This window comes from Streptomyces tanashiensis (genome assembly GCF_014648895.1).
GTDB lineage: Bacteria > Actinomycetota > Actinomycetes > Streptomycetales > Streptomycetaceae > Streptomyces > Streptomyces tanashiensis.
The window spans coordinates 90,498-109,303 of record NZ_BMRZ01000011.1; the positions used below are offsets into that span (position 1 = coordinate 90,498).

Consider the following 18,806-nt stretch of genomic DNA (forward strand, 5'->3'; position numbering starts at 1 on the left):
CAGATCTGTTCACAGAATGCCCCCGCGATCGCTAACTTCCCCTCAACCTCGTCCGTACCGGGAAGGACTTCTGTGAACGCATCCCAGCGCCGAGCCGCGGCCATCCTCGCCGCCGCCGCCCTCGCCACCCCGCTGGTCCTTGCCTCCCCCGCCACCGCGGGTCAGGACCCCACGGCCGCGCCCGCCCGCGACGCCGCCAGGCTGGCGAAGAAGCTGGTCCGCGAAACCACCGCCCAGGACGCCTACAAGCACCTGCAGAAGTTCCAGGCGATAGCCGACTCGGCGGGCGGGAACCGCGCCGCCGGCACCCTCGGCCACGACGCCTCCGCCGCCTACGTGTACACGCAGCTCAAGAAGGCCGGATACGACGTCCGGTACCAGCAGTTCGACTTCATCTACACCCAGACGCTCGCCGAGAAGGCCTCCGTCGTCGCGCCCGCGCCCCGCGCGCTCGACATCAGGGCGATGACGTACACGAAGTCCACCCCGGTCGGCGGCGTCACGGCCGAGCTCGCGGCCGTGCCCGTCGACGCCGACGGCTCCACCGGCTGCGAGCCGGGCGACTTCGCCACCGGCGCCTTCACCGGGAAGATCGCGCTGATCAAGCGCGGCGTCTGCTCCTTCGCGATCAAGCAGCAGAACGCCGCCGCGGCCGGCGCCACCGGCGCGATCGTCTACAACAACGTCGACGGCGCCCTCTCCGGCACCCTCGGCGACCCGGCCTCCGGCAAGCTCCCCACCGGCGGGATCAGCCTGGCCGAGGGCACGCAGCTCGCCGCCGACCTCGCCAAGGGCCCCGTCTCGCTCTCCTTCGAGATCCGCCAGCTCCAGGAGAAGCGCGTCACCAACAACGTCATCGCGGAGACCCGCGGCGGGAACGCCGCCAACACCGTGGTGCTCGGCTCCCACCTCGACTCCGTCACCGCGGGCCCCGGCATCAACGACAACGGCTCCGGCTCGGCCGGTCTCCTGCAGACCGCCCTGGAGCTCGCCAAGTCCAAGGACAAGGTCCGCAACAAGGTCCGCTTCGCCTGGTGGTCGGCGGAGGAGGTCGGCCTCCTCGGCTCCGAGCACTACGTCGACAGCCTCAGCGCGCTCGACAAGAAGGAGATCAAGCTCTACCTCAACTTCGACATGATCGCCTCGCCGAACTACGGCCTGTTCGTGTACGACGGCGACAACTCGGACGGCGTCGGCGCCGGCGCGGGCCCCGAGGGCTCCGCCCAACTGGAGCGCGACATCACCGACTTCATGGACGCGCGCGGGGTCCCGCACGAAGGCACCGACTTCACCGGCCGCTCCGACTACGGCCCGTTCATCGCGGTCGGCATCCCCTCCGGCGGCACCTTCACCGGCGCCGAGGGCATCAAGACCGCCGCCCAGGCCGCCAAGTTCGGCGGCACGGCGGGCGTCGCGTACGACGTGAACTACCACGCCAAGGGCGACAACCTGAGCAACGTCGACATGAAGGCCTTCGACGTCAACATCGACGTCATCGCCAACGCCGTGGGCACCTACGCCCACGACATCTCCTCCCTGCGCAAGCCGGTCGTCTCCACCCCGACCACCGGCGACGCGGGCAGCGGCGGCGGCCTGCACGGCGACCACGACGAGGTGACCGCCTAGTCAGCGCCTCCGGCGGGCCGTCCCGAAGATCGAGCGGCTGATCTCCCGGCCCAGCTGGGTGCCGATCGACCGGGCCAGGGACGTGAAGATCCCACTGCCCACCACCTGTTCGGCCAGCGAGGGCTCCTCCTTCCGACCCTTCGGAGCGGGAGCCCTCGCTGCTTCCTTCTCCGCCTCCTTCGCGGCCGCCGCCTCCAGCGCCGCCGCCTCCGCCGCCCGCTGCTCGGCGGTCAGCTTCTCGTACGCCGACTCCCGGTCCACCGCCTCCGCGTACCGCGCGTACAGCGGCGAGCCCTTCACCGCCGCGTCCAGAGCCGCCGCCTCGACCGGCCCCATCAGCGACTCGGGCGCCCGCAGCCGGGTCGCCGCCACCGGCGTCGGGGCGCCCTTCTCGCTCAGTACGGTGATCACCGCCTCGCCCGTACCGAGCCCGGTGAGCACCTCCTCCAGGTCGTACGGCGAGTTCGGGAAGGTCCGCACCGCCGCCTTCAGGGCCTTCGCGTCGTCCGGGGTGAAGGCGCGCAGCGCGTGCTGCACCCGGTTGCCGAGCTGTCCGAGCACGTCCGAGGGGACGTCCTTCGGGCTCTGCGTCACGAAGAAGACCCCGACGCCCTTCGAGCGGATCAGCCGCACCGTCTGCGTGATCGACGCCAGGAACGCCTTCGAGGCCCCGCCGAAGAGCAGGTGCGCCTCGTCGAAGAAGAAGACCAGCTTCGGCTTCTCCAGGTCACCGACCTCGGGCAGGTCGTTGAAGAGGTCCGCGAGCATCCACATCAGGAAGGTCGAGAAGAGCTGCGGCTTGTCCTGCACGGCCGGCAGCTCCAGGACCGAGACGATCCCGCGCCCGTCCGCCGCCGTCCGCAGGAACTCGCCCGTGTCGAACTCCGGCTCCCCGAAGAACCCACCGGCGCCCTCCTGCTCGAAGGCCGTGATCGCCCGCAGGATCACCCCGGCCGTCGCCGTCGACAGCCCGCCGATCCCCTTCAGCTCGGCCTTCCCCGTGTCCGAGACCAGGAAGGCCACCACCGCCCGCAGGTCCTTGAGGTCGACCAGCTCCAGGCCCTTGGCGTCGGCATAGTGGAAGATCAGGCCGAGCGACTGCTCCTGCGTCTGGTTGAGCTGGAGCACCTTGGAGAGCAGCACCGGGCCGAAGCTGGTCACCGTCGCGCGGACCGGGATGCCGGGGCCCGTGCCCCCGAGCCCGTAGAACTCGCAGGGGAAGCCGCGCGCCTGCCACTCCTGGCCCACCTGCCCGGCGCGCTCCCGCACCTTCTCGCCGTCCGCGCCGGGGGCCGAGATCCCGGAGACGTCGCCCTTGATGTCGGCGAGGAAGACCGGCACCCCGTTCGCCGAGAGCTGCTCGGCGATCAGCTGGAGCGTCTTCGTCTTGCCCGTGCCGGTGGCCCCGGCGACCAGCCCGTGGCGGTTGAGCACGGGCAGCGGAATGCGGATGCGCGCGTCCGGGTGACATGTGCCGTCCCAGAGCAGAGCCCCCAGTTCGAGTGCGGGTCCGTCGAAGGCGTATCCGGCGGCGATCTCGGCGGCGGGCCCCGCCAGGGAGGCGGGTGGCTGCTCGCTCACGCTCATGACGGCACCCCAATTCCGGTTTTGTCACGGTTCGCACCAGCATCCCACCGGCCTCGCGTGGCTGCGCCGGGAGCCGCTCGCCCGGTAGGCTTTCCGTGTGATCTTCAAGCGCATCGGAAACGGAAAGCCGTATCCCGACCACGGCCGGGAAAGCACCCGGCAGTGGGCGGACGTCGCCCCGCGCCCGGTCCGCCTCGACCAGCTGGTGACCACCAAGGGCCAGCTGGACCTGGAGACCCTGCTCGCCGAGGACTCCACCTTCTACGGCGACCTCTTCGCGCACGTCGTGAAGTGGCAGGGCGACCTCTACCTCGAGGACGGACTGCACCGCGCCGTCCGCGCGGCGCTCCAGCAGCGCCAGGTGCTGCACGCCCGCGTACTGGAACTCGACTGAGCCCTGTCGAGAGCCTTCCCGGCTGACCCTTTCGGGGTCAGTTCGCCCCCATCCGGACGCGATCACATGATCATCAAGTAGGCATCGCCGACGGGCGGCATTACGCTGCGTTCATGAGCATGCTCACTCCCCCCGGCATGGGCGGAAAGTACCGCATCACGGGGGATGTCTACCCCCGCATGCGTCGCCCCCACCGCCGGCGCAGGATCGTCCTCGCGTCCGCCGCCGCCGTGGTCGTGCTCGGCGCGGCCGGCTGGGGGACGCTGCAGCTCGTCGACGTGTTCTCCGGCGACGGCACGAAGACGACGGCCGGGAAGCAGGCCGACTGCAAACCCACGCCCAAGGCCACCACCGCGCCCGCCGCCGCCTTCCCGAAGCCCGCGCAGATCACGGTCAACGTCTACAACGCGACCCCGCGCAGCGGACTCGCGAAGACGACCGCGGACGAGCTCAAGAAGCGCGGCTTCAAGATCGGCAAGGTGGGGAACGCGCCCACCGCCTACGACAAGAAGGTCCCGGGCGCCGGCCTGCTGCTCGGCGCGCCCGCGGCCACCAAGGGCGCCTTCCCGGTCCTCGGCACCCAGCTCGCGGGCACCACGGCCAAGACGGACACCCGGGGCACGACGGATGTGGACCTGATCCTCGGGACCGCGTTCAAGACGCTGTCCCCGAAGGCGACGGCGGACGCGGCCCTGGTCGCCCTGACCAAGCCCGCGCCCGCGGTGAAACCCTGCCGTTAGAGGCGGCTGCCTACTCCGCGGAGCCGGCTGTTGCCTATTCGGCGGAGCCGGCTGTTGCTTATTCCGCAGAGCCGGCTGTTGCCTATTCGGCGGAGCCGGCTGTTGCTTATTCGGCGGAGCCGTACATGCGGTCGCCCGCGTCGCCCAGGCCCGGGACGATGTAGCCGTTCTCGTTGAGCCGCTCGTCGACCGAGGCCGTCACGACGGTCACCGGCGTGCCCGCGAGCTCGCGCTCCATGACCTCGACGCCCTCCGGGGCGGCGAGGAGCACGACCGCGGTCACGTCGTCGGCGCCGCGCTTGATGAGCTCCTGGATCGCCGCGACCAGCGTGCCGCCCGTCGCCAGCATCGGGTCCAGGACGTACACCTGGCGGCCCGAGAGGTCCTCCGGCATCCGCGTCGCGTAGGTCGACGCCTCCAGCGTCTCCTCGTTGCGGATCATGCCGAGGAAGCCGACCTCGGCCGTCGGGAGCAACCGGACCATGCCGTCGAGCATGCCGAGACCGGCGCGCAGGATCGGGACCACCAGCGGACGCGGGTACGACAGCTTCACGCCGGTGGTGGGCGTGACGGGGGTCTCGATGTCGACCTGCTCGGTCCGCACGTCCCTGGTGGCCTCGTAGGCGAGCAGGGTGACCAGCTCGTCGGCGAGACGGCGGAAGGTCGCGGAGTCCGTGCGCTTGTCGCGCAGGGTGGTGAGCTTGTGGGCGACCAGGGGGTGGTCGACGACGTGGAGACGCATGACTCAACAGTAGCCCGCCCCGCACTGGCGTCGACCCACCGCGCTGAGGGAAGGTGGGGGCACAGGGACCCAGCGATGGGGTGGTGTGGCCGATGCCCGACCTGGAAGAACCGGCCGAGGGAGCCGCCGAGGGGGCGGCCCGGGCGCCGGCACCGGAGACCGACGCGGAGCGCCGCAGGCGCCGCGCCCAGTTCCTCCGTGAGCTCAACGAGGCCAAGGCGCTGCGCGAGCGCGTGCAGCCGCGGCGCGCCCGGGCCGCCCGGATGCGCCAGGCCATGCGGATGCGGACCTTCCGCTGGTGAGGCCGCCGCCCGGGGCCGCCCGCCCCTCCGGTCCGTGCGCCCCCTTCGTGCGCCGGGGTCGCACGCCCACCCGATCGCGGGGTCGTTCAGACTGATGCACGACGCAAGAGCCGAAGACCTCTCCTGACGGCGTCGTATCTGTCACGATGCCGATTGGGCGGGGCATCAGGAGCGCGCCGCCGGAACGTCACACCTCTGATCAGTGGGAGAGAGTCAGGTGTACTTCGCCGCACTGCTCGCGCGCACCGAAGACGGGTGGGAAGCGAGCGACACGGAGCTCGACGACGTGGAGACCCTGTCGGATCTGGCCGAGCTGGCCCGTGAGGCCTCGGACGACGACACGGTGATCGTGTTCATCGAGCAGGAGGACGCGTGGTTCGGGATCGTCCGGATCGAGGGTGAGGAAGACCCTCGTATCTACGTCTCGGACGGGGCCGCCGCCGCCCGTTCCTCGTACGGGGAGATGCTCACCCGGGAGCTCCTCGGTGACGACCTGGACGACCTGGACGACGAACTGGAGACGCTGGACCTGGACGGCACCGAGGACGGGGAGCCGCTCGACGTGGACGAGGACGACGAGGCGGGCTCCGTGGCCGCCGAGGCCGTCCCGGCCGCTCCGGTGGGCGACCGGCTGATCCTGGCGGACCTCGGGATGTCGCCGGAGGACCTGCTGGCCCTCGACAGCGACGCGCTCGCGGAGATCGCGGACGCGCTGGGTGCCGCCGAGGTCCTGGAGGCCGTCCGCTAGTGGCACCCCCGGTCCCTGTTCCGGACCCCGTCCGGGATCCCTGGCGGGACGCCATGCGGCTCGCCCTCGCCGAGGCCGATGCGGCCGCGCCGGCCGGTGACGTACCGGTCGGCGCGGTCGTGCTCGGCCCGGACGGCTCGGTGCTGGCCCGCGCGCACAACGAGCGGGAGGCCACCGGCGACCCCACGGCGCACGCCGAGGTGCTCGCCCTGCGCAGGGCGGCCGCGGCGACCGGCGAGTGGCGGCTGACGGGCTGCACGCTGGTCGTGACCCTGGAGCCGTGCGTGATGTGCGCGGGCGCACTCGTCCAGTCGCGCGTCGAGCGGGTGGTGTTCGGGGCGCTCGACGAGAAGGCGGGCGCCACGGGTTCGCTCTGGGACCTCGTGCGGGACCGGCGGCTCAACCACCGCCCCGAGGTGATCCAGGGCGTCCTCGGCGAGGAGTGCGCGGAGCAGTTGACGGCCTTCTTCCGCACGCGCTGACCTGCGCCGGGATACGGATTTCATCGCAGCGGAACTTTCCGCTAAGCTCTCTCTCGGTAGCGTGTCCGAGCGGCCGAAGGAGCTCGCCTCGAAAGCGAGTGTGGGGAAACTCACCGAGGGTTCAAATCCCTCCGCTACCGCTTCGATCGAAGGGCCCGGCGCATCAGCGCCGGGCCCTTCGGCGTATCTCCGGTGCCCACGAGGGGCCGTACGGGAAAGGCCCCGGTCCGCGCGTGTGTGGCGCGGCCGGGGCCTTCTCACGTGGGACGGGGGGAACGGCATCGGGGGGACAAGCCGCTCCCCCCGATGAGAACCGGACCTGCCAGTCCTGCGCCGCGGTCAGGGGGGAAGCTCGCGGCGCGGACCCCGCAGTGCGGGCCGGTTCCTTCGAGCCCTTCGGATTCCTGCCAGATCCGCCGGGCTCGACATCCATACTGCTCGCCCGTCACCCTTCCGGGGGGCGGCGAAAGGCCCCGATCGCCGGGTCCTTGGTCCATAAAGCCTCGGTTAGAGTGGCGCGGTCGTACGGCGGGGGAACAGGGGAGGGCTGGGCAGATGGCGCAAGCGAAGAAGGTCGCGCTGTACGCGGTCGTGGTCTTTGTGCTGTACACGATCGTCACCTCCCCGGCCCGGGCGGCGGATCTGGTCCAGGTAGGGTTCGAGGGCATTTCCAGCGCCGCCCAGGGAGTCGGCCAGTTCATGACCGAACTCGTCAACTAGGAGCCCTCCGTGATCCGCCATCTGGTCCTCTTCAAGCTCAACGACGGCGTCTCGCGCGACGAGCCGCGCGTGGTCGCCGGCGTCGAGGCGTTCCGCGCCCTCGGCGACCAGATCCCGGAGCTGCGGTTCTGGGAGTGCGACTGGAACATCACGGACCGGCCGATCGCGTACGACTTCGCCATCAACTCGGCCGTCGAGGACAAGGACGCGCTCCAGCGCTACCTCGACCACCCCGCGCACCAGGCGGGTGTCGCCCAGTGGCGCGAGTTCGCCACTTGGGTGATCGCGGACTACGCCTTCTAGTCCTCTCTTCACTCCGAGGCCCCCTGCCGTCGCGGCGGGGGGCCTTTTCCGTGCGTGACCTCCCCTTTTTCCGCCAACATGCCCTCAACACGTTGCTATGCGGTGCTTGCACACAGTGGACATGTCTTGTGATGCTATGACCGCTTTTGACGGATGAGTTGACCGTAGTTGACCCAGTCGACCAGCAAGACCAGCCAAAGGGGTGGCGTGAACGTGCCGGCCAGTACAGCACCTCAGGTCCCGCCCCAGCACGAGGCAGGCGGCCCGGAGACCCCGCGCCCCCGCCCCCAGAGCACCCGCGGCGCCGACACCCGCGCCCTCACGCAGGTGCTCTTCGGGCAGCTCAAGAACCTGGAACCCGGGACCCCCGAGCACCACCGGGTGCGCGGGGCCCTCATCGAGGCCAACCTGCCGCTCGTGCGGTACGCGGCGGCCCGCTTCCGCTCCCGCAACGAGCCGATGGAGGACGTCGTCCAGGTCGGCACCATCGGCCTCATCAACGCCATCGACCGCTTCGACCCCGACCGCGGCGTCCAGTTCCCCACCTTCGCGATGCCCACCGTCGTCGGCGAGATCAAGCGGTACTTCCGCGACAACGTCCGGACCGTGCACGTGCCGCGCCGGCTCCACGAACTCTGGGTGCAGGTGAACGGCGCCACCGAGGACCTGACGACCGCTCACGGCCGCTCCCCCACGACCGCGGAGATCGCCGAGCGGCTGCGGATCGGCGAGGACGAGGTGCTCGCCTGCATCGAGGCCGGCCGCTCGTACCACGCCACCTCCCTGGAGGCCGCGCAGGAGGGCGACGGGCTGCCCGGACTGCTCGACCGGCTCGGCTACGAGGACCCCGCCCTGGCCGGCGTCGAGCACCGCGACCTCGTCCGGCACCTGCTCGTCCAGCTGCCCGAGCGGGAGCAGCGGATCCTGATGCTGCGCTACTACAGCAACTTGACCCAGTCTCAGATCAGCCAGGAACTCGGCGTCTCCCAGATGCATGTGTCAAGGCTCCTCGCCCGCAGCTTCGCCCGCCTGAGATCCGCAAACAGGATCGAGGCGTAACCAGAACGGGTAGACCGGTTCGGAGCAGTTCTCCGAGGGCCCAAATGCCGTACACCCCTTGTTTCCTGCGGAAATGTCAGCTGTCCGTGTCGACAAGTCACTACAGCGTGTTGCCGACATGTGACATTCTGCTGGAACCGAGTTTGCCGCAGCCCCGCCGCCGGTATTCAGGTGGAGGCTGCGTTCCTCAGATGGTCGCGGCCACCGCGACCGTCCGCGACCTCAAGGGGGTGGCATGTCCACAGAACTGGGCAGCTCGAAGGTGCTCACGCTCACGCCCGTTCCCGTGCCCGCGCAGACGACGGCGCCGACCGCGACCGACAGCGCGGAGGTCACGCCGCCGCCGATGCCGGTCACGCCGGGCGCCCTCGACACCCGCACCCTCTCCCGCTCGCTCTTCCTGCGGCTGCGCGCCCTCGACACCGAAGGCGCCGCGGCCGACAGCCCGGAGCGGACCTACGTCCGCGACACCCTCATCGAGCTCAACCTCCCCCTCGTGCGGTACGCGGCGGCCCGCTTCCGCTCCCGCAACGAGCCGATGGAGGACATCGTCCAGGTCGGCACCATCGGCCTCATCAAGGCGATCGACCGCTTCGACTGCGAACGGGGCGTCGAGTTCCCGACGTTCGCCATGCCGACCGTCGTCGGCGAGATCAAGCGCTTCTTCCGCGACACCTCCTGGTCGGTGCGCGTCCCGCGCCGGCTCCAGGAGCTGCGCCTCGCCCTGACCAAGGCCAGCGACGAGCTCGCGCAGAAGCTCGACCGCTCCCCCACCGTCCCCGAACTCGCCGCCGTGCTCGGGGTGTCGGAGGAGGACGTCGTCGACGGCCTCGCCGTCGGCAACGCGTACACCGCCTCCTCGCTCGACTCCCCCTCGCCCGAGGACGACGGCGGCGAGGGCTCGCTCGCGGACCGCCTCGGCTACGAGGACACCGCGCTCGAAGGCGTCGAGTACCGCGAGTCGCTCAAGCCGCTTCTCGCCAAACTGCCGCCCCGGGAGCGGCAGATCATCATGCTCCGCTTCTTCGCCAACATGACCCAGTCGCAGATCGGCGAAGAGGTCGGCATCTCCCAGATGCACGTCTCGCGGCTCCTCACCCGCACCCTCGCCCAGCTGCGCGAGGGCCTCATCTCGGACTGACTTCCCGAAAAGCCCGTCTTGTTGACGACCCGTCAGCCAGACTGGGGCGCATGAGGCGAAGGAAGCCGGGACTCGTGGCGGTGGCGCTCTGCCTCGGCGGGGCGCTGACCGCCTGCGGCGGAGGAGGAGACGGCGAGGGGTACGCGGCGGTCGGCGCCGGCCCCTCCCCGAAGGGCGCGGTCGCCCCTTCGGGCGCGGTCACCCTGGTCCCCCTGGAGAGCCCCTCCACGAGCGGCACGACGTCCAGCACGTCGTCCCCGTCGCCCGCCGCCCCGGGCACGTCCGGGACGCCCTCCACAGGCGGGAGCGGCGCCTCCACGGACCCTTCCAGAGCGCCCGGGACCTCCGGCACCTCCGGCGCCCCCGGGCCGTCCCGTACGGACGCGGGTACGGGATCGGGCACCGGCACGGGCACGGGTACGGCTCCGACGACCGCGCCCGGTCACGGAGGCTCCGGCGGCGGAACCGGCACCCCGCCCCGTACGCCGTCCACCACGCCCGGACCCACCACGCCCGGCACCGGCACGCCCCCGTCCTCGCCGACACCGACCCCCGCACCCGGGCCCGCCGTGCTCAGCGTCTCCGCGCCCGTCCTCGCGGACGGCGACCGGCGCTGGTGCCAACGGGTCACCGTGACCTTCCGCAACACCGGCGGCTCCGCCGCCACTTCGGGCACGGTCGGCTTCGCGACACACATCATCGGCCTGCTCGGCACCGACTGGGGGACGGTCCCCACCAGCCAGCCGCTGCCCGCGCCGATCGCCGCGGGGACGGCGCGGACCCAGACGTACACGGTGTGCCTGGAGTCCTGGCGGGTGCCGCTCGGCATGCGGATCGACACCCGCGAGGTCACCGCTTCATGGCGCTGAGCAGCACCTCCGCGAACTCCACCGGGTGCTCCACGCAGCCCACGTGGCCGCCGGGGAACGCGACGACCTCCGCCCCCGTCAGCTCCGCGATCCGCCGGGCCGGCCCGATGAGCGCCGGCTGACCCTCCGACTCCCGCCCGACGCCGAGGACCAGCTTCCCGGCGGCGGCGCGCAGCCCCTCCAGATCCGGGGCGGAGGAGGAGAAGGGGCACAGGACGTGCTCCAGGAAGACCGGCATGTTGGCGGCCATGCGGGAGGCCATCGGCCGGATGGAGGCGGGCAGTTCGTGCTGCTCCCGCTCCGGCTTCCGGCCGTCCGGTGTCTCGGAGAACCGGGCCATCGCGGGCCCGAGCCCCTGGGTGCGGTGCAGCTCGCGCACCTCGGCGAAGTGGTCGCGGTACGGGGCGGGGTCGGCGAGCAGCTCCACCAGGGGCGGCTCGTGGCCGACGACGCGGCGCACCCGGTCCGGGCGGGCGGCGAGCAGGGCGAGGGCGACGATGGCGCCGGAACTGCTGCCGAAGACGGAGGCGGGCTCGTCCGGCGAGACCGCGTCCAGCACGGCGAGGGCGTCCTCGCACCACTCGGCCACCCGCTGGTCGCCGAGGGGCCCGTCGAGCGGGCTGCGCGACAGTCCGCGCTGGTCGTACGAGACCACCGTGTACCCGGCGTCCGCGAGCAGGCCGGCCATCCCTTCGAACAGCCCGGCGTCCCCGGCACCGCCGGGGATCAGGAGCAGGACGGGGCCGCTGCCGCGCGTCTCGTACCGCAGGCGGGCACCGGGAACCTCCAGCGTCCCGACGTTCATGATCCGTTCCCCCAGTTCTCCAGGACGTGGTGGAGCGCGTCCAGCGAGCGCGCCCAGGACTCGGCGACGGGGCGGGAGTGCGCGAAGCCGCCGCTCAGTTCGATGTGGATGTAGCCGTGGAAGGCGCTGCGGAGCAGGCGACCGGCGTCGGTGAGGTCGGGCTCCTGGAGGCCGTAGCCGCGCAGCATGCCGTGGGTGAGCTCGACGGCGCGCAGGAAGACCGCGGTGTCGGCGACCTCCTCCGGGTCGATCCGCTGCTGGGTGGCCGCGTACCGCCCGGGGTGGGCGAGGGCGTAGTCGCGGTAGGCGTCGGCGAAGGCGACGAGCGCCTCCTTGCCCGACCGGCCGGCCACGGCGGTGCCGATGGCGTCGTTCATCTCGGCCGAGGCGAGGAGCGCGAGCCGCACCCGCAGGTCCCGCAGGTTCCTGATGTGTGAGTAGAGGCTCGCGTCCTTGACCCCGAAGCGCCGGGCCAGTGCCGAGACGGTGACCTTGTCGAAGCCGCTCTCGTCCGCCAGCTCGGCGGCGGCTCGTACGAGCCCGTCGGCGGTGATTCCCGCGCGCACCACAGGCACTTCCCCTTTCCTAGGAGTCCTAGGAAGAAAGCTAGCACCCCTAGGTACGGTCACGCACCGAGAAAGCGCACTCCCGTCAGACGCTCCGACTCCTCCCACAGCCGGCGGCCCGTCCCGGGGTCGCCCGCCGCGTCGGAGAGACGTACGCGGGTCGGGGTGCCCCGCAGTTCCCCCATGCCGTCCGGGCCGATGAACTCGCCGCCCTCGACGGACGGATCGGTCGCCGCGTACAGCTGGGGCAGCGCGCCCCGCTCCGGTCGCTGGGCGAGCAGCGGATTGCCGATCCGGCCGAAGAACAGCTTCGCCAGACCGGAGGTGTCCTTCATCTGGAGGCTGGTGGCGGTGTACCCGGGGTGGGCGAGCACGCTGCGGACCGGTCCGGCGTCCGCGGTCAGGCGGCGGTGCAGCTCCTGGCCGAAGACGGCGTTCGCGAACTTGGACTGGTTGTAGAAGGCCATGGGCGCGTAGCCGCGCTCGCCGCTCAGGTCGTCGAAGCGGAGGCTGCCCTGGCGGTGGTTGATCGAGCTGACCGTGACCACCCGGGGGGCGGTCCCGGCGGCGAGCAGGTCGAGCAGCAGTCCGGTGAGCGCGAAGTGCCCGAGGTGGTTGGTGGCGAACTGGAGCTCGTGACCCTGGGGGCTGAGCGTGCGAGGCGGGGCCATCACGCCCGCGTTGTTGACGAGCACGTCCAGGTGCGGGTGCTCGGCGCGCATCCGGTCGGCGAAGGCACGCACCGAGGCCAGGTCGGCGAGGTCGAGCGGGCGGACGTCGAGGAGGCGCGCGTCGACGTCGAGGGCCTCCACGGCGCGGCGGCCCTTCTCCTCGTCCCGTACGGCGAGGATGACGCGCCCGCCCCGGCGGGCGAGCGCGCGGGTGGTGGCGAGGCCGAGACCGCTGTTGGCCCCGGTGACGACGAAGACCCGCCCGGTCTGGTCCGGGATCAGGTCGGCGGTCCAGCGCTGCTTGTCAGTCATGCGGCACACGTTGCCTTTCGTGTCACCGAGTGTCAAGCGCGCCTCTAGATGCCATGGACGTCACCGCGTTACCATCGGACCGTGACCACCCTCGCCCAGCGCAAACGCCAGCTCGTCGCGACCGAACTCACCGAGGCGGCGCTCCAGCTGCTCGCCCTCCGGGGGTTCGACGCGGTGACCGTCGACGAGATCGCGACCACCGCGGGGGTCTCCAAGCGGACCTTCTTCCGGTACTTCGCGTCCAAGGAGGACGTGGTCGTCCAGTTCCTGGCCGGCATGGGCGCCGACATGCGCGCGGGGCTCGCCGCCCGGCCCGCCGGGGAGCGCCCTTCCGAGGCGCTGCTCCACACCGTCTCCGTACCGCTGACCGTGTGCGGCGACCATGCCGAGCGCGCCCTGCCGGTGGTCCGGCTGATCCTGCGGACGCCGGCGCTGCTCGCCCGCTTCCTGGAGCACCAGGCGCGGTGGCGCGAGGAGCTGACGGAGGAGCTGGCGGTCCGCCTCGGACGCGATCCCGGCACCGACCTCCGCCCCCGGCTCGCGGCGGGCGTGGCACTCGCAGCCTTCGACGCCGTGCTGCACCGGTGGAGCGAGGGCGAGGGCACCGAGGACCCCGGCGCGCTGATCGAGGAGGCCTTCGCGGTGCTCGCGCCGGCACTGGACGCGACGGCCGGGTGAACGAACGGCCGGGTGAACGAACGGCCGGGGTGAACGAACGGCCGGGTAGAAGAACGGCCGGGTAGAAGAACGGCCACACAGAAGAGCCGCACAAAAGAACGGTGGGCCGGGTCCGCGTGCTGCGGATCCGGCCCACCGTCACGGGGATAGAGGGTTCAGCCCAGCGCCAGCCAGGCGACGGCCGCGAGGACGACGATCACCGCGACGACGCCCACGATCAGGCCGACCCGCGGGCCGCCCGACTGAGCCACGGCCTGCGGCTGCTGCCGCTGCGGGGTGCCCTCGTCGACGAAGGCGCGGAACATCTGCGTGCTGCCGGCGGGGTCGTAACCCTCGGGGCCCTGCGGGGGCTGGCCCTGGCCGTACGGTGCTTGGGGGTTGTGTGCCATGGGCCAGGACCCTAGCGAAGTCGGGGTGGGGGGCCCAAGCCCCGGCACCGCCGATCCGCCTTTGCCGATTCTTTAGCGCCGTTTGACCGATTTAGTTTGCCTGAAGCAACCATCCATCTCTATGGTTGCCCTAAGCAACAAGATGGACGGGGGTGCCCGATGGCGACACGGAACAGGTACGAGGACCTCGCCCGCTCGGTGAGTGCGATCGGAGCCGTGAAGCGCGGACTCGCCCGCGTCCTGCCCGTCGAATGCCAGGGCGGCTCGGCGGCCGTGCTCGCCCTGGTCAAGCACCACGGCGACATGCGGATGAGCCGTCTCGCCGAGCTGATGGCCGTCGACATGTCCGTGTGCAGCCGCCATGTGGCGCACACGGTGGAACACGGCTGGATCGAGCGACTGCCCGACCCTGACGACAAGCGCTCCCGCATCCTGCGACTCACGGAACCGGGCCACGCGATGCTCGGCGAACTCGACCGCCGGGTGACCGAGGCCTTCTCCCGCAACCTCGCGGAGTGGTCCGACGACGACGTCGAACTCCTCACGCACCTGCTCGCCCGCCTCCGCGACTCCTTCGGGGACTGCCGGGCCCACCACGCTTGAGAAAAAGGAAGTTCATGGCTACGACCACGCCCGACACCGGTGTGCGGGACGGCCTCACCGGTGCCGGTGGCGGCGAGACCGCCCCGATGACACACCGGCAGATCATGGAGGCGCTGTCCGGGCTGCTGCTCGGCATGTTCGTCGCCATCCTGTCCTCGACGATCGTCTCCAACGCCCTCCCCCAGATCATCACCGACCTGGACGGCGGCCAGTCCGCCTACACCTGGGTCGTGACCGCCGCCCTCCTGGCGATGACCGCGACCACCCCGCTCTGGGGCAAGCTCTCGGACCTCTTCTCCAAGAAGCTGCTCGTCCAGATAGCCCTGATCATCTACGTCGCGGGCTCGGTCGTCGCCGGTCTCTCGCAGAGCACCGGCATGCTCATCGCCTGCCGTGTCGTCCAGGGCATCGGCGTCGGCGGTCTCACCGCCCTCTCCCAGATCATCCTGGCCGCGATGATCGCCCCGCGTGAGCGCGGCCGGTACAGCGGCTACCTCGGCGCGACCTTCGCCGTCGCCACCGTCGGCGGCCCGCTGCTCGGCGGCGTCATCACCGACACCGACTGGCTCGGCTGGCGCTGGTGCTTCTACGTCGGCGTGCCCTTCGCGATCATCGCCCTGATCGTCCTGCAGAAGACCCTGAAGCTCCCCGTCGTGAAGCGTCAGGTCAAGGTCGACTGGGCCGGCGCCTTCTTCATCAGCGCCGCCGTCTCCCTGCTCCTCATCTGGGTCACCTTCGCGGGCGACAAGTACGACTGGATGTCCTGGCAGACGGCCGTCATGGTCCTCGGCTCGATCGCCCTCGGCGGGATCTTCGTGCTCGTCGAGTCGAAGGCGAGCGAGCCGATCATCCCGCTCCGCCTCTTCCGCAACCGGACGATCACCCTCGCCTCCCTCGCCTCGCTCTTCGTGGGCGTCGCGATGTTCGCCGGCACGGTCTTCTTCAGCCAGTACTTCCAGCTGGCGCGGAACGAGTCGCCGACGATGTCCGGCGTCCTCACCATCCCGATGATCGCGGGCCTGTTCGTCTCCTCCACCGTCTCCGGCCTGATCATCACCAAGACGGGCCGCTGGAAGGCGTGGCTGGTCAGCGGTGGCGCCCTGGCCGCCGGCGGTCTCGGTCTGCTCGGCACGATCCGCTACGACACGGCGTACTGGCACATCGCGCTCTTCATGGCGGTCCTCGGCCTCGGCCTCGGCATGATGATGCAGAACCTGGTGCTCTGCACCCAGAACCAGGTGGCCCCCGCCGACCTCGGCGCCGCCTCCTCCGTCGTCACCTTCTTCCGCTCGCTGGGCGGTGCCGTCGGTGTCTCGGCGCTCGGCGCGGTCATGGCCCACCGGGTCACGGACTACGTGAAGGAGGGCATGGCCGAGCTCGGCCCGAAGGCCGCGGCCGCCATGGGCAAGGGCGGCTCCGGCGGCGGCATCCCCGACATGGACAAGCTGCCGGCCCCGATCCGCACGGTCATGGAGGACGCGTACGGCCACGGTGTCGCCGACGTCTTCCTCTACTCGGCGCCGTTCGCGCTGCTCGCCTTCGTGGTGACGCTCTTCATCAAGGAGGTCGCGCTGAAGAGCAACACGGAGAAGGCCGCGGAGAAGGTCACCGAGAAGGTCGCCGAGACGGCCTAGGAAAAGCTCCCGGCCGCGCTTCGAGCGGAGGCGCGGCCGGGTCGGGAACGGAGCGGCGGGCAGGGGACGGCCCGCCGCTCCGTCATGTCCGTCCTCAGGCGCCCTCGGCCTCGCGCGCCACCATGACCTCGATGCCGGCGATCAGGACGTCCAGGGCGTAGCCGAAGTCGCGGTCCCAGATGACGCTGAGGCTGTCGTGCGAGGTCCGCTCGTCGAGGATCTCCTTCAGCCCCTCGACCTGCTCCGCGAGGTCCGTGTCGTCACGGAAGGCGTTCACCGACTCCACGTAGAACTCGTCCTGGGACATGCCGGCCTCCGCCGCGCGCCGGCCGAACTGGGACTCGACCGTCCCGTAGCCGTAGACGAACTGGAAGACCGCCGACATCGCGCTCGGCCGGCGGTCCAGCGAGAGGCCGGTCTCCGCGACCGTGTCGTGGATCTTCTGGCCGACGGCGATCGCGTTCGGGCCGATGTTGAGGTACTGGCCGGCGCTCGGCGACATCCACCCGTGACGGACGAGCATCCGCCGGTAGTCCAGGGCGAGCAGGCGGATCCGGTCCCGCCAGTCCGCGGCGGCGTCGACCGCCGCCAGGTCGATCTCGCCGTAGACGCTGTCCATGGCGTACTCGAGGATGTCGTCCTTGGTGTCCACGTACCAGTAGAGGGACATGGCCGTGACGCCCAGCTCGGTCGCGAGCTTGCGCATCGACAGCTTGGCCAGGCCCTCCTCGTCGAGCATCCGGATGGACGCGGCGACGATGCGGTCCCGGTCGAGCCCGGCCGGGCCGCCGCCGCTGCGGGCGGCCCTCTTCTCCAGCCAGACGCTGGAACGCGCCGGGTTCTTGGCCCGATCGGCTGCCTTGACCATCGCGTTCCTCCGTCTGTCAGCGGTCCGTCACCATGCTAGGCAGCGACCGGCTGCTCGGGCGTCACGGCCTTCTCCACGCGTTCGGCCCGCCTGAGCAGGGCCGCCGCGAGGAGACCGCCGGCGAAGACGGCGATCGCGCCGACCAGCTGGCTGGTCTGGAGGCCGGAGGCGAAGGCGTCCGAGATCTGCGCCCGTTCGGCGTCGTTCCCGGCCGCCGCGACGGCGGCGGGCAGCGAGGTCGCGGTGACGGCGACCAGGGCGGCGAAGCGCGCGTTGAGCACGGCTCCGAGGACGGCGACGCCCAGGCCGTTGCCGAACTCGGCGAGGGTGCCGTTGACGCCGGCGCCCACGCCTGCCTTCTCCGGCGGGATGGCGCTCATGATGGCGTTGGCCATGGCCGGGTTGGAGACCGCGAGGCCGATGCCCATCAGGACCAGACCCAGGAGCATCCCCCAGTAACTGCTGCTCGTACCGCCGCCGATCAGGGCGATCGAGGCGAGACCGGCCGCGACGAGGGTCATGCCGACGGCCACCGTGGGCGCGGTGCCGAGCTTCATCACGATCCTGGGGCCGACGCCGGTGAGGTTGAGCGCGACCACGGTCAGGGCGAGCGGTGCCATGCGCAGACCGGCCTCCAGCGGCTCGTAGCCGAGGACGAACTGCAGGTGCTGGGTGAGCAGGAAGAGCGAGCCGCCCATGCCGAACATGACCAGGATCGCGCCGGCGACGGCACCGACGAACTTCTGGTTGCGGAAGAAGTGCATGTCGAGCATGGGGTACGGGACGTGCAGCTCCCACCGGGCGAAGGCGACGAGGACGGCGACGCCGACGACCGCCGGGACCAGCACCTCGGCGGAGGTCCAGCCGTGCTCGGGGCCGGTGATGATGGCGTACACGGCGGCGGTCATGCCGATGGTGGAGAGCAGCGCGCCGACCAGGTCGGGACGCTCGCCCTGGGGGTTCTTGGACTCGGGGACCAGCTTGACCACGGCGATCACGCCGACGAGCGCGACCGGGATGTTGATCAGGAAGATCATCCCCCACCAGAAGTGGTTGAGGATGGCGCCGCCGATCAGCGGCCCGGCGGCGAAGCCGAGCGAACCGACGGTGGCCCACAGCGCGATGGCCTTGACCCGCTCCGAGTCGTCGAAGATCTGCATGACGACGGCGAGGGTGGTGGTCATCAGGAGCGCGCCGCCGACGCCCATGCCCGCGCGGGCGGCGATCAGTTGCGCGGTGGAGCCGGCGAGGCCGGCGGCGAGCGAGCCGAGGCCGAAGAGCGCGAGACCGGCGGCGAGGAGCTTCTTGCGGCCGTAGCGGTCGGCCGCGTTGCCGGCGGTGAGGAGCAGGCCGGACTGGACGAGCGAGTACGCGTTGATCATCCACTGGATGTCGGTGGTGGACGCGTGGAGTTCGGAGGTCAGCGAGGGGATGGCCACGCTGAGCACGGTGTTGTCGAGCAGCACGGTGAGCTGGGCGAGGCAGATGACGCCGAGGATCAGCCAGCGCTGCGGGTGGCCGCCGGTGGCGGTCTGTTCGGTCGCGGCGGTCGTCGCCGTCATGGGCA

Annotated in this window: 21 protein-coding genes, 1 tRNA gene and 1 pseudogene; 15 read left to right on the top strand and 8 right to left on the bottom strand. The window is 71.2% G+C overall.

Features of this window, described 5'->3' with window-relative positions:
- Positions 1 to 72 precede the first annotated feature (72 nt).
- Complete coding sequence (locus tag IE237_RS27615) at positions 73 to 1,626, top strand: M28 family metallopeptidase (RefSeq protein WP_189804830.1); 1,554 nt, start codon at positions 73 to 75, stop codon at positions 1,624 to 1,626.
- On the opposite strand, the gene IE237_RS27620 is transcribed toward IE237_RS27615, so the two are convergent.
- Positions 1,627 to 3,213 carry a helicase HerA-like domain-containing protein gene (locus tag IE237_RS27620; protein WP_189804831.1) on the bottom strand — a complete coding sequence of 529 codons (1,587 nt, stop codon included), beginning with the start codon at positions 3,211 to 3,213 and terminating at the stop codon, positions 1,627 to 1,629.
- A gap of 97 nt (positions 3,214 to 3,310) precedes the next feature.
- On the opposite strand from IE237_RS27620, the gene IE237_RS27625 reads away from it, so the two are divergent.
- Together IE237_RS27625 and IE237_RS27630 are read left to right on the top strand one after the other, a co-directional pair.
- Positions 3,311 to 3,607: a type II toxin-antitoxin system VapB family antitoxin gene (locus IE237_RS27625; RefSeq protein WP_030209440.1), complete on the top strand. Its 297-nt coding sequence runs from the start codon at positions 3,311 to 3,313 to the stop codon at positions 3,605 to 3,607.
- Between the two features lie 113 nt (positions 3,608 to 3,720).
- Complete coding sequence (locus IE237_RS27630; protein ID WP_189804832.1) at positions 3,721 to 4,347, top strand: LytR C-terminal domain-containing protein; 627 nt, start codon at positions 3,721 to 3,723, stop codon at positions 4,345 to 4,347.
- Between the two features lie 106 nt (positions 4,348 to 4,453).
- On the opposite strand, the gene upp is transcribed toward IE237_RS27630, so the two are convergent.
- Positions 4,454 to 5,089 (bottom strand): uracil phosphoribosyltransferase, encoded by a 636-nt coding sequence (gene upp, locus IE237_RS27635; RefSeq protein WP_015034991.1) that lies wholly within the window; start codon positions 5,087 to 5,089, stop codon positions 4,454 to 4,456.
- Between the two features lie 92 nt (positions 5,090 to 5,181).
- Here upp and IE237_RS27640 point away from each other — a divergent pair, with 92 nt between their 5' ends.
- The 9 genes from IE237_RS27640 to IE237_RS27680 all read left to right on the top strand — a co-directional run bounded on the left by IE237_RS27640 (position 5,182) and on the right by IE237_RS27680 (position 10,713).
- Positions 5,182 to 5,391, top strand: a complete 210-nt coding sequence (locus tag IE237_RS27640; protein WP_189804833.1) for a hypothetical protein — start codon at positions 5,182 to 5,184, stop codon at positions 5,389 to 5,391.
- A gap of 217 nt (positions 5,392 to 5,608) precedes the next feature.
- The gene (locus IE237_RS27645) at positions 5,609 to 6,139 is read left to right on the top strand and encodes a tRNA adenosine deaminase-associated protein (protein WP_189804981.1); all 531 of its coding nucleotides are present in this window, start codon (positions 5,609 to 5,611) and stop codon (positions 6,137 to 6,139) included.
- Between the two features lie 53 nt (positions 6,140 to 6,192).
- Entirely contained in the window at positions 6,193 to 6,621 is a 429-nt protein-coding gene (tadA, locus tag IE237_RS27650; protein ID WP_229842925.1) for a tRNA adenosine(34) deaminase TadA, read from the top strand.
- Positions 6,622 to 6,676: 55 nt separating this feature from the next.
- Positions 6,677 to 6,761, top strand: a tRNA-Ser gene (locus tag IE237_RS27655).
- Between the two features lie 415 nt (positions 6,762 to 7,176).
- Entirely contained in the window at positions 7,177 to 7,341 is a 165-nt protein-coding gene (locus IE237_RS27660; protein ID WP_177181689.1) for a hypothetical protein, read from the top strand.
- A gap of 9 nt (positions 7,342 to 7,350) precedes the next feature.
- On the top strand, positions 7,351 to 7,644 hold the full coding sequence (locus IE237_RS27665) for a Dabb family protein (RefSeq protein WP_189804835.1): 294 nt from the start codon (positions 7,351 to 7,353) through the stop codon (positions 7,642 to 7,644).
- Between the two features lie 213 nt (positions 7,645 to 7,857).
- Positions 7,858 to 8,703, top strand: coding sequence for an RNA polymerase sigma factor SigF (locus IE237_RS27670; protein ID WP_189804836.1), 846 nt, complete (start codon positions 7,858 to 7,860; stop codon positions 8,701 to 8,703).
- Positions 8,704 to 8,938: 235 nt separating this feature from the next.
- The gene (locus IE237_RS27675; protein ID WP_189804837.1) at positions 8,939 to 9,844 is read left to right on the top strand and encodes an RNA polymerase sigma factor SigF; all 906 of its coding nucleotides are present in this window, start codon (positions 8,939 to 8,941) and stop codon (positions 9,842 to 9,844) included.
- 50 nt (positions 9,845 to 9,894) lie between these two features.
- Positions 9,895 to 10,713 (top strand): hypothetical protein, encoded by an 819-nt coding sequence (locus IE237_RS27680; protein ID WP_229842926.1) that lies wholly within the window; start codon positions 9,895 to 9,897, stop codon positions 10,711 to 10,713.
- Here IE237_RS27680 and IE237_RS27685 read toward each other — a convergent pair.
- Genes IE237_RS27685 through IE237_RS27695 form a run of 3 tightly spaced genes read right to left on the bottom strand, consistent with a single transcriptional unit; the run spans position 10,694 to position 13,067 of the window.
- Positions 10,694 to 11,518 (bottom strand): alpha/beta fold hydrolase, encoded by an 825-nt coding sequence (locus tag IE237_RS27685; protein WP_189804838.1) that lies wholly within the window; start codon positions 11,516 to 11,518, stop codon positions 10,694 to 10,696. The genes IE237_RS27680 and IE237_RS27685 overlap by 20 nt on opposite strands.
- Entirely contained in the window at positions 11,515 to 12,087 is a 573-nt protein-coding gene (locus IE237_RS27690) for a TetR/AcrR family transcriptional regulator (protein WP_189804839.1), read from the bottom strand. Before IE237_RS27690 ends, IE237_RS27685 begins: the two co-directional genes overlap by 4 nt.
- A gap of 56 nt (positions 12,088 to 12,143) precedes the next feature.
- A complete protein-coding gene (locus tag IE237_RS27695) occupies positions 12,144 to 13,067 on the bottom strand; it encodes an oxidoreductase (RefSeq protein ID WP_189804840.1) in 924 nt (307 codons plus the stop codon).
- Between the two features lie 48 nt (positions 13,068 to 13,115).
- Between IE237_RS27695 and IE237_RS27700 the strand changes: the two genes are divergently transcribed.
- Positions 13,116 to 13,745 (top strand): TetR family transcriptional regulator, encoded by a 630-nt coding sequence (locus IE237_RS27700; protein WP_189804841.1) that lies wholly within the window; start codon positions 13,116 to 13,118, stop codon positions 13,743 to 13,745.
- Between the two features lie 155 nt (positions 13,746 to 13,900).
- Here the strand turns inward: IE237_RS27700 and IE237_RS27705 are convergent, their stop codons facing one another.
- Positions 13,901 to 14,134: a hypothetical protein gene (locus IE237_RS27705; protein WP_189804842.1), complete on the bottom strand. Its 234-nt coding sequence runs from the start codon at positions 14,132 to 14,134 to the stop codon at positions 13,901 to 13,903.
- A 159-nt stretch (positions 14,135 to 14,293) separates the two neighbouring features.
- Here IE237_RS27705 and IE237_RS27710 point away from each other — a divergent pair, with 159 nt between their 5' ends.
- The gene (locus IE237_RS27710; RefSeq protein WP_189804843.1) at positions 14,294 to 14,737 is read left to right on the top strand and encodes a MarR family winged helix-turn-helix transcriptional regulator; all 444 of its coding nucleotides are present in this window, start codon (positions 14,294 to 14,296) and stop codon (positions 14,735 to 14,737) included.
- Positions 14,738 to 14,823: 86 nt separating this feature from the next.
- Positions 14,824 to 16,341 (top strand): annotated as a pseudogene (locus IE237_RS27715) (MDR family MFS transporter); the annotation flags it as partial.
- Positions 16,342 to 16,465: 124 nt separating this feature from the next.
- Here IE237_RS27715 and IE237_RS27720 read toward each other — a convergent pair.
- Together IE237_RS27720 and IE237_RS27725 are read right to left on the bottom strand one after the other, a co-directional pair.
- Positions 16,466 to 17,239, bottom strand: coding sequence for a TetR/AcrR family transcriptional regulator (locus tag IE237_RS27720; RefSeq protein ID WP_189804845.1), 774 nt, complete (start codon positions 17,237 to 17,239; stop codon positions 16,466 to 16,468).
- 35 nt (positions 17,240 to 17,274) lie between these two features.
- A complete protein-coding gene (locus tag IE237_RS27725) occupies positions 17,275 to 18,801 on the bottom strand; it encodes an MFS transporter (protein ID WP_189804846.1) in 1,527 nt (508 codons plus the stop codon).
- Positions 18,802 to 18,806 lie beyond the last annotated feature (5 nt).

What these genes read in the sequence shown, in the direction of transcription:
- IE237_RS27660 (WP_177181689.1), top strand. Translation starts at nt 7,177, where the DNA reads ATGGCGCAAGCGAAGAAGGTCGCGCTGTACGCGGTCGTGGTCTTTGTG.
- IE237_RS27620 (WP_189804831.1), bottom strand. Translation starts at nt 3,213, where the DNA reads ATGAGCGTGAGCGAGCAGCCACCCGCCTCCCTGGCGGGGCCCGCCGCC.
- IE237_RS27685 (WP_189804838.1), bottom strand. Translation starts at nt 11,518, where the DNA reads ATGAACGTCGGGACGCTGGAGGTTCCCGGTGCCCGCCTGCGGTACGAG.
- tadA (WP_229842925.1), top strand. Translation starts at nt 6,193, where the DNA reads ATGCGGCTCGCCCTCGCCGAGGCCGATGCGGCCGCGCCGGCCGGTGAC.
- IE237_RS27640 (WP_189804833.1), top strand. Translation starts at nt 5,182, where the DNA reads ATGCCCGACCTGGAAGAACCGGCCGAGGGAGCCGCCGAGGGGGCGGCC.
- IE237_RS27675 (WP_189804837.1), top strand. Translation starts at nt 8,939, where the DNA reads ATGTCCACAGAACTGGGCAGCTCGAAGGTGCTCACGCTCACGCCCGTT.
- IE237_RS27630 (WP_189804832.1), top strand. Translation starts at nt 3,721, where the DNA reads ATGAGCATGCTCACTCCCCCCGGCATGGGCGGAAAGTACCGCATCACG.
- IE237_RS27725 (WP_189804846.1), bottom strand. Translation starts at nt 18,801, where the DNA reads ATGACGGCGACGACCGCCGCGACCGAACAGACCGCCACCGGCGGCCAC.
- IE237_RS27705 (WP_189804842.1), bottom strand. Translation starts at nt 14,134, where the DNA reads ATGGCACACAACCCCCAAGCACCGTACGGCCAGGGCCAGCCCCCGCAG.
- upp (WP_015034991.1), bottom strand. Translation starts at nt 5,089, where the DNA reads ATGCGTCTCCACGTCGTCGACCACCCCCTGGTCGCCCACAAGCTCACC.
- IE237_RS27710 (WP_189804843.1), top strand. Translation starts at nt 14,294, where the DNA reads ATGGCGACACGGAACAGGTACGAGGACCTCGCCCGCTCGGTGAGTGCG.
- IE237_RS27720 (WP_189804845.1), bottom strand. Translation starts at nt 17,239, where the DNA reads ATGGTCAAGGCAGCCGATCGGGCCAAGAACCCGGCGCGTTCCAGCGTC.
- IE237_RS27680 (WP_229842926.1), top strand. Translation starts at nt 9,895, where the DNA reads ATGAGGCGAAGGAAGCCGGGACTCGTGGCGGTGGCGCTCTGCCTCGGC.
- IE237_RS27700 (WP_189804841.1), top strand. Translation starts at nt 13,116, where the DNA reads ATGCCATGGACGTCACCGCGTTACCATCGGACCGTGACCACCCTCGCC.
- IE237_RS27695 (WP_189804840.1), bottom strand. Translation starts at nt 13,067, where the DNA reads ATGACTGACAAGCAGCGCTGGACCGCCGACCTGATCCCGGACCAGACC.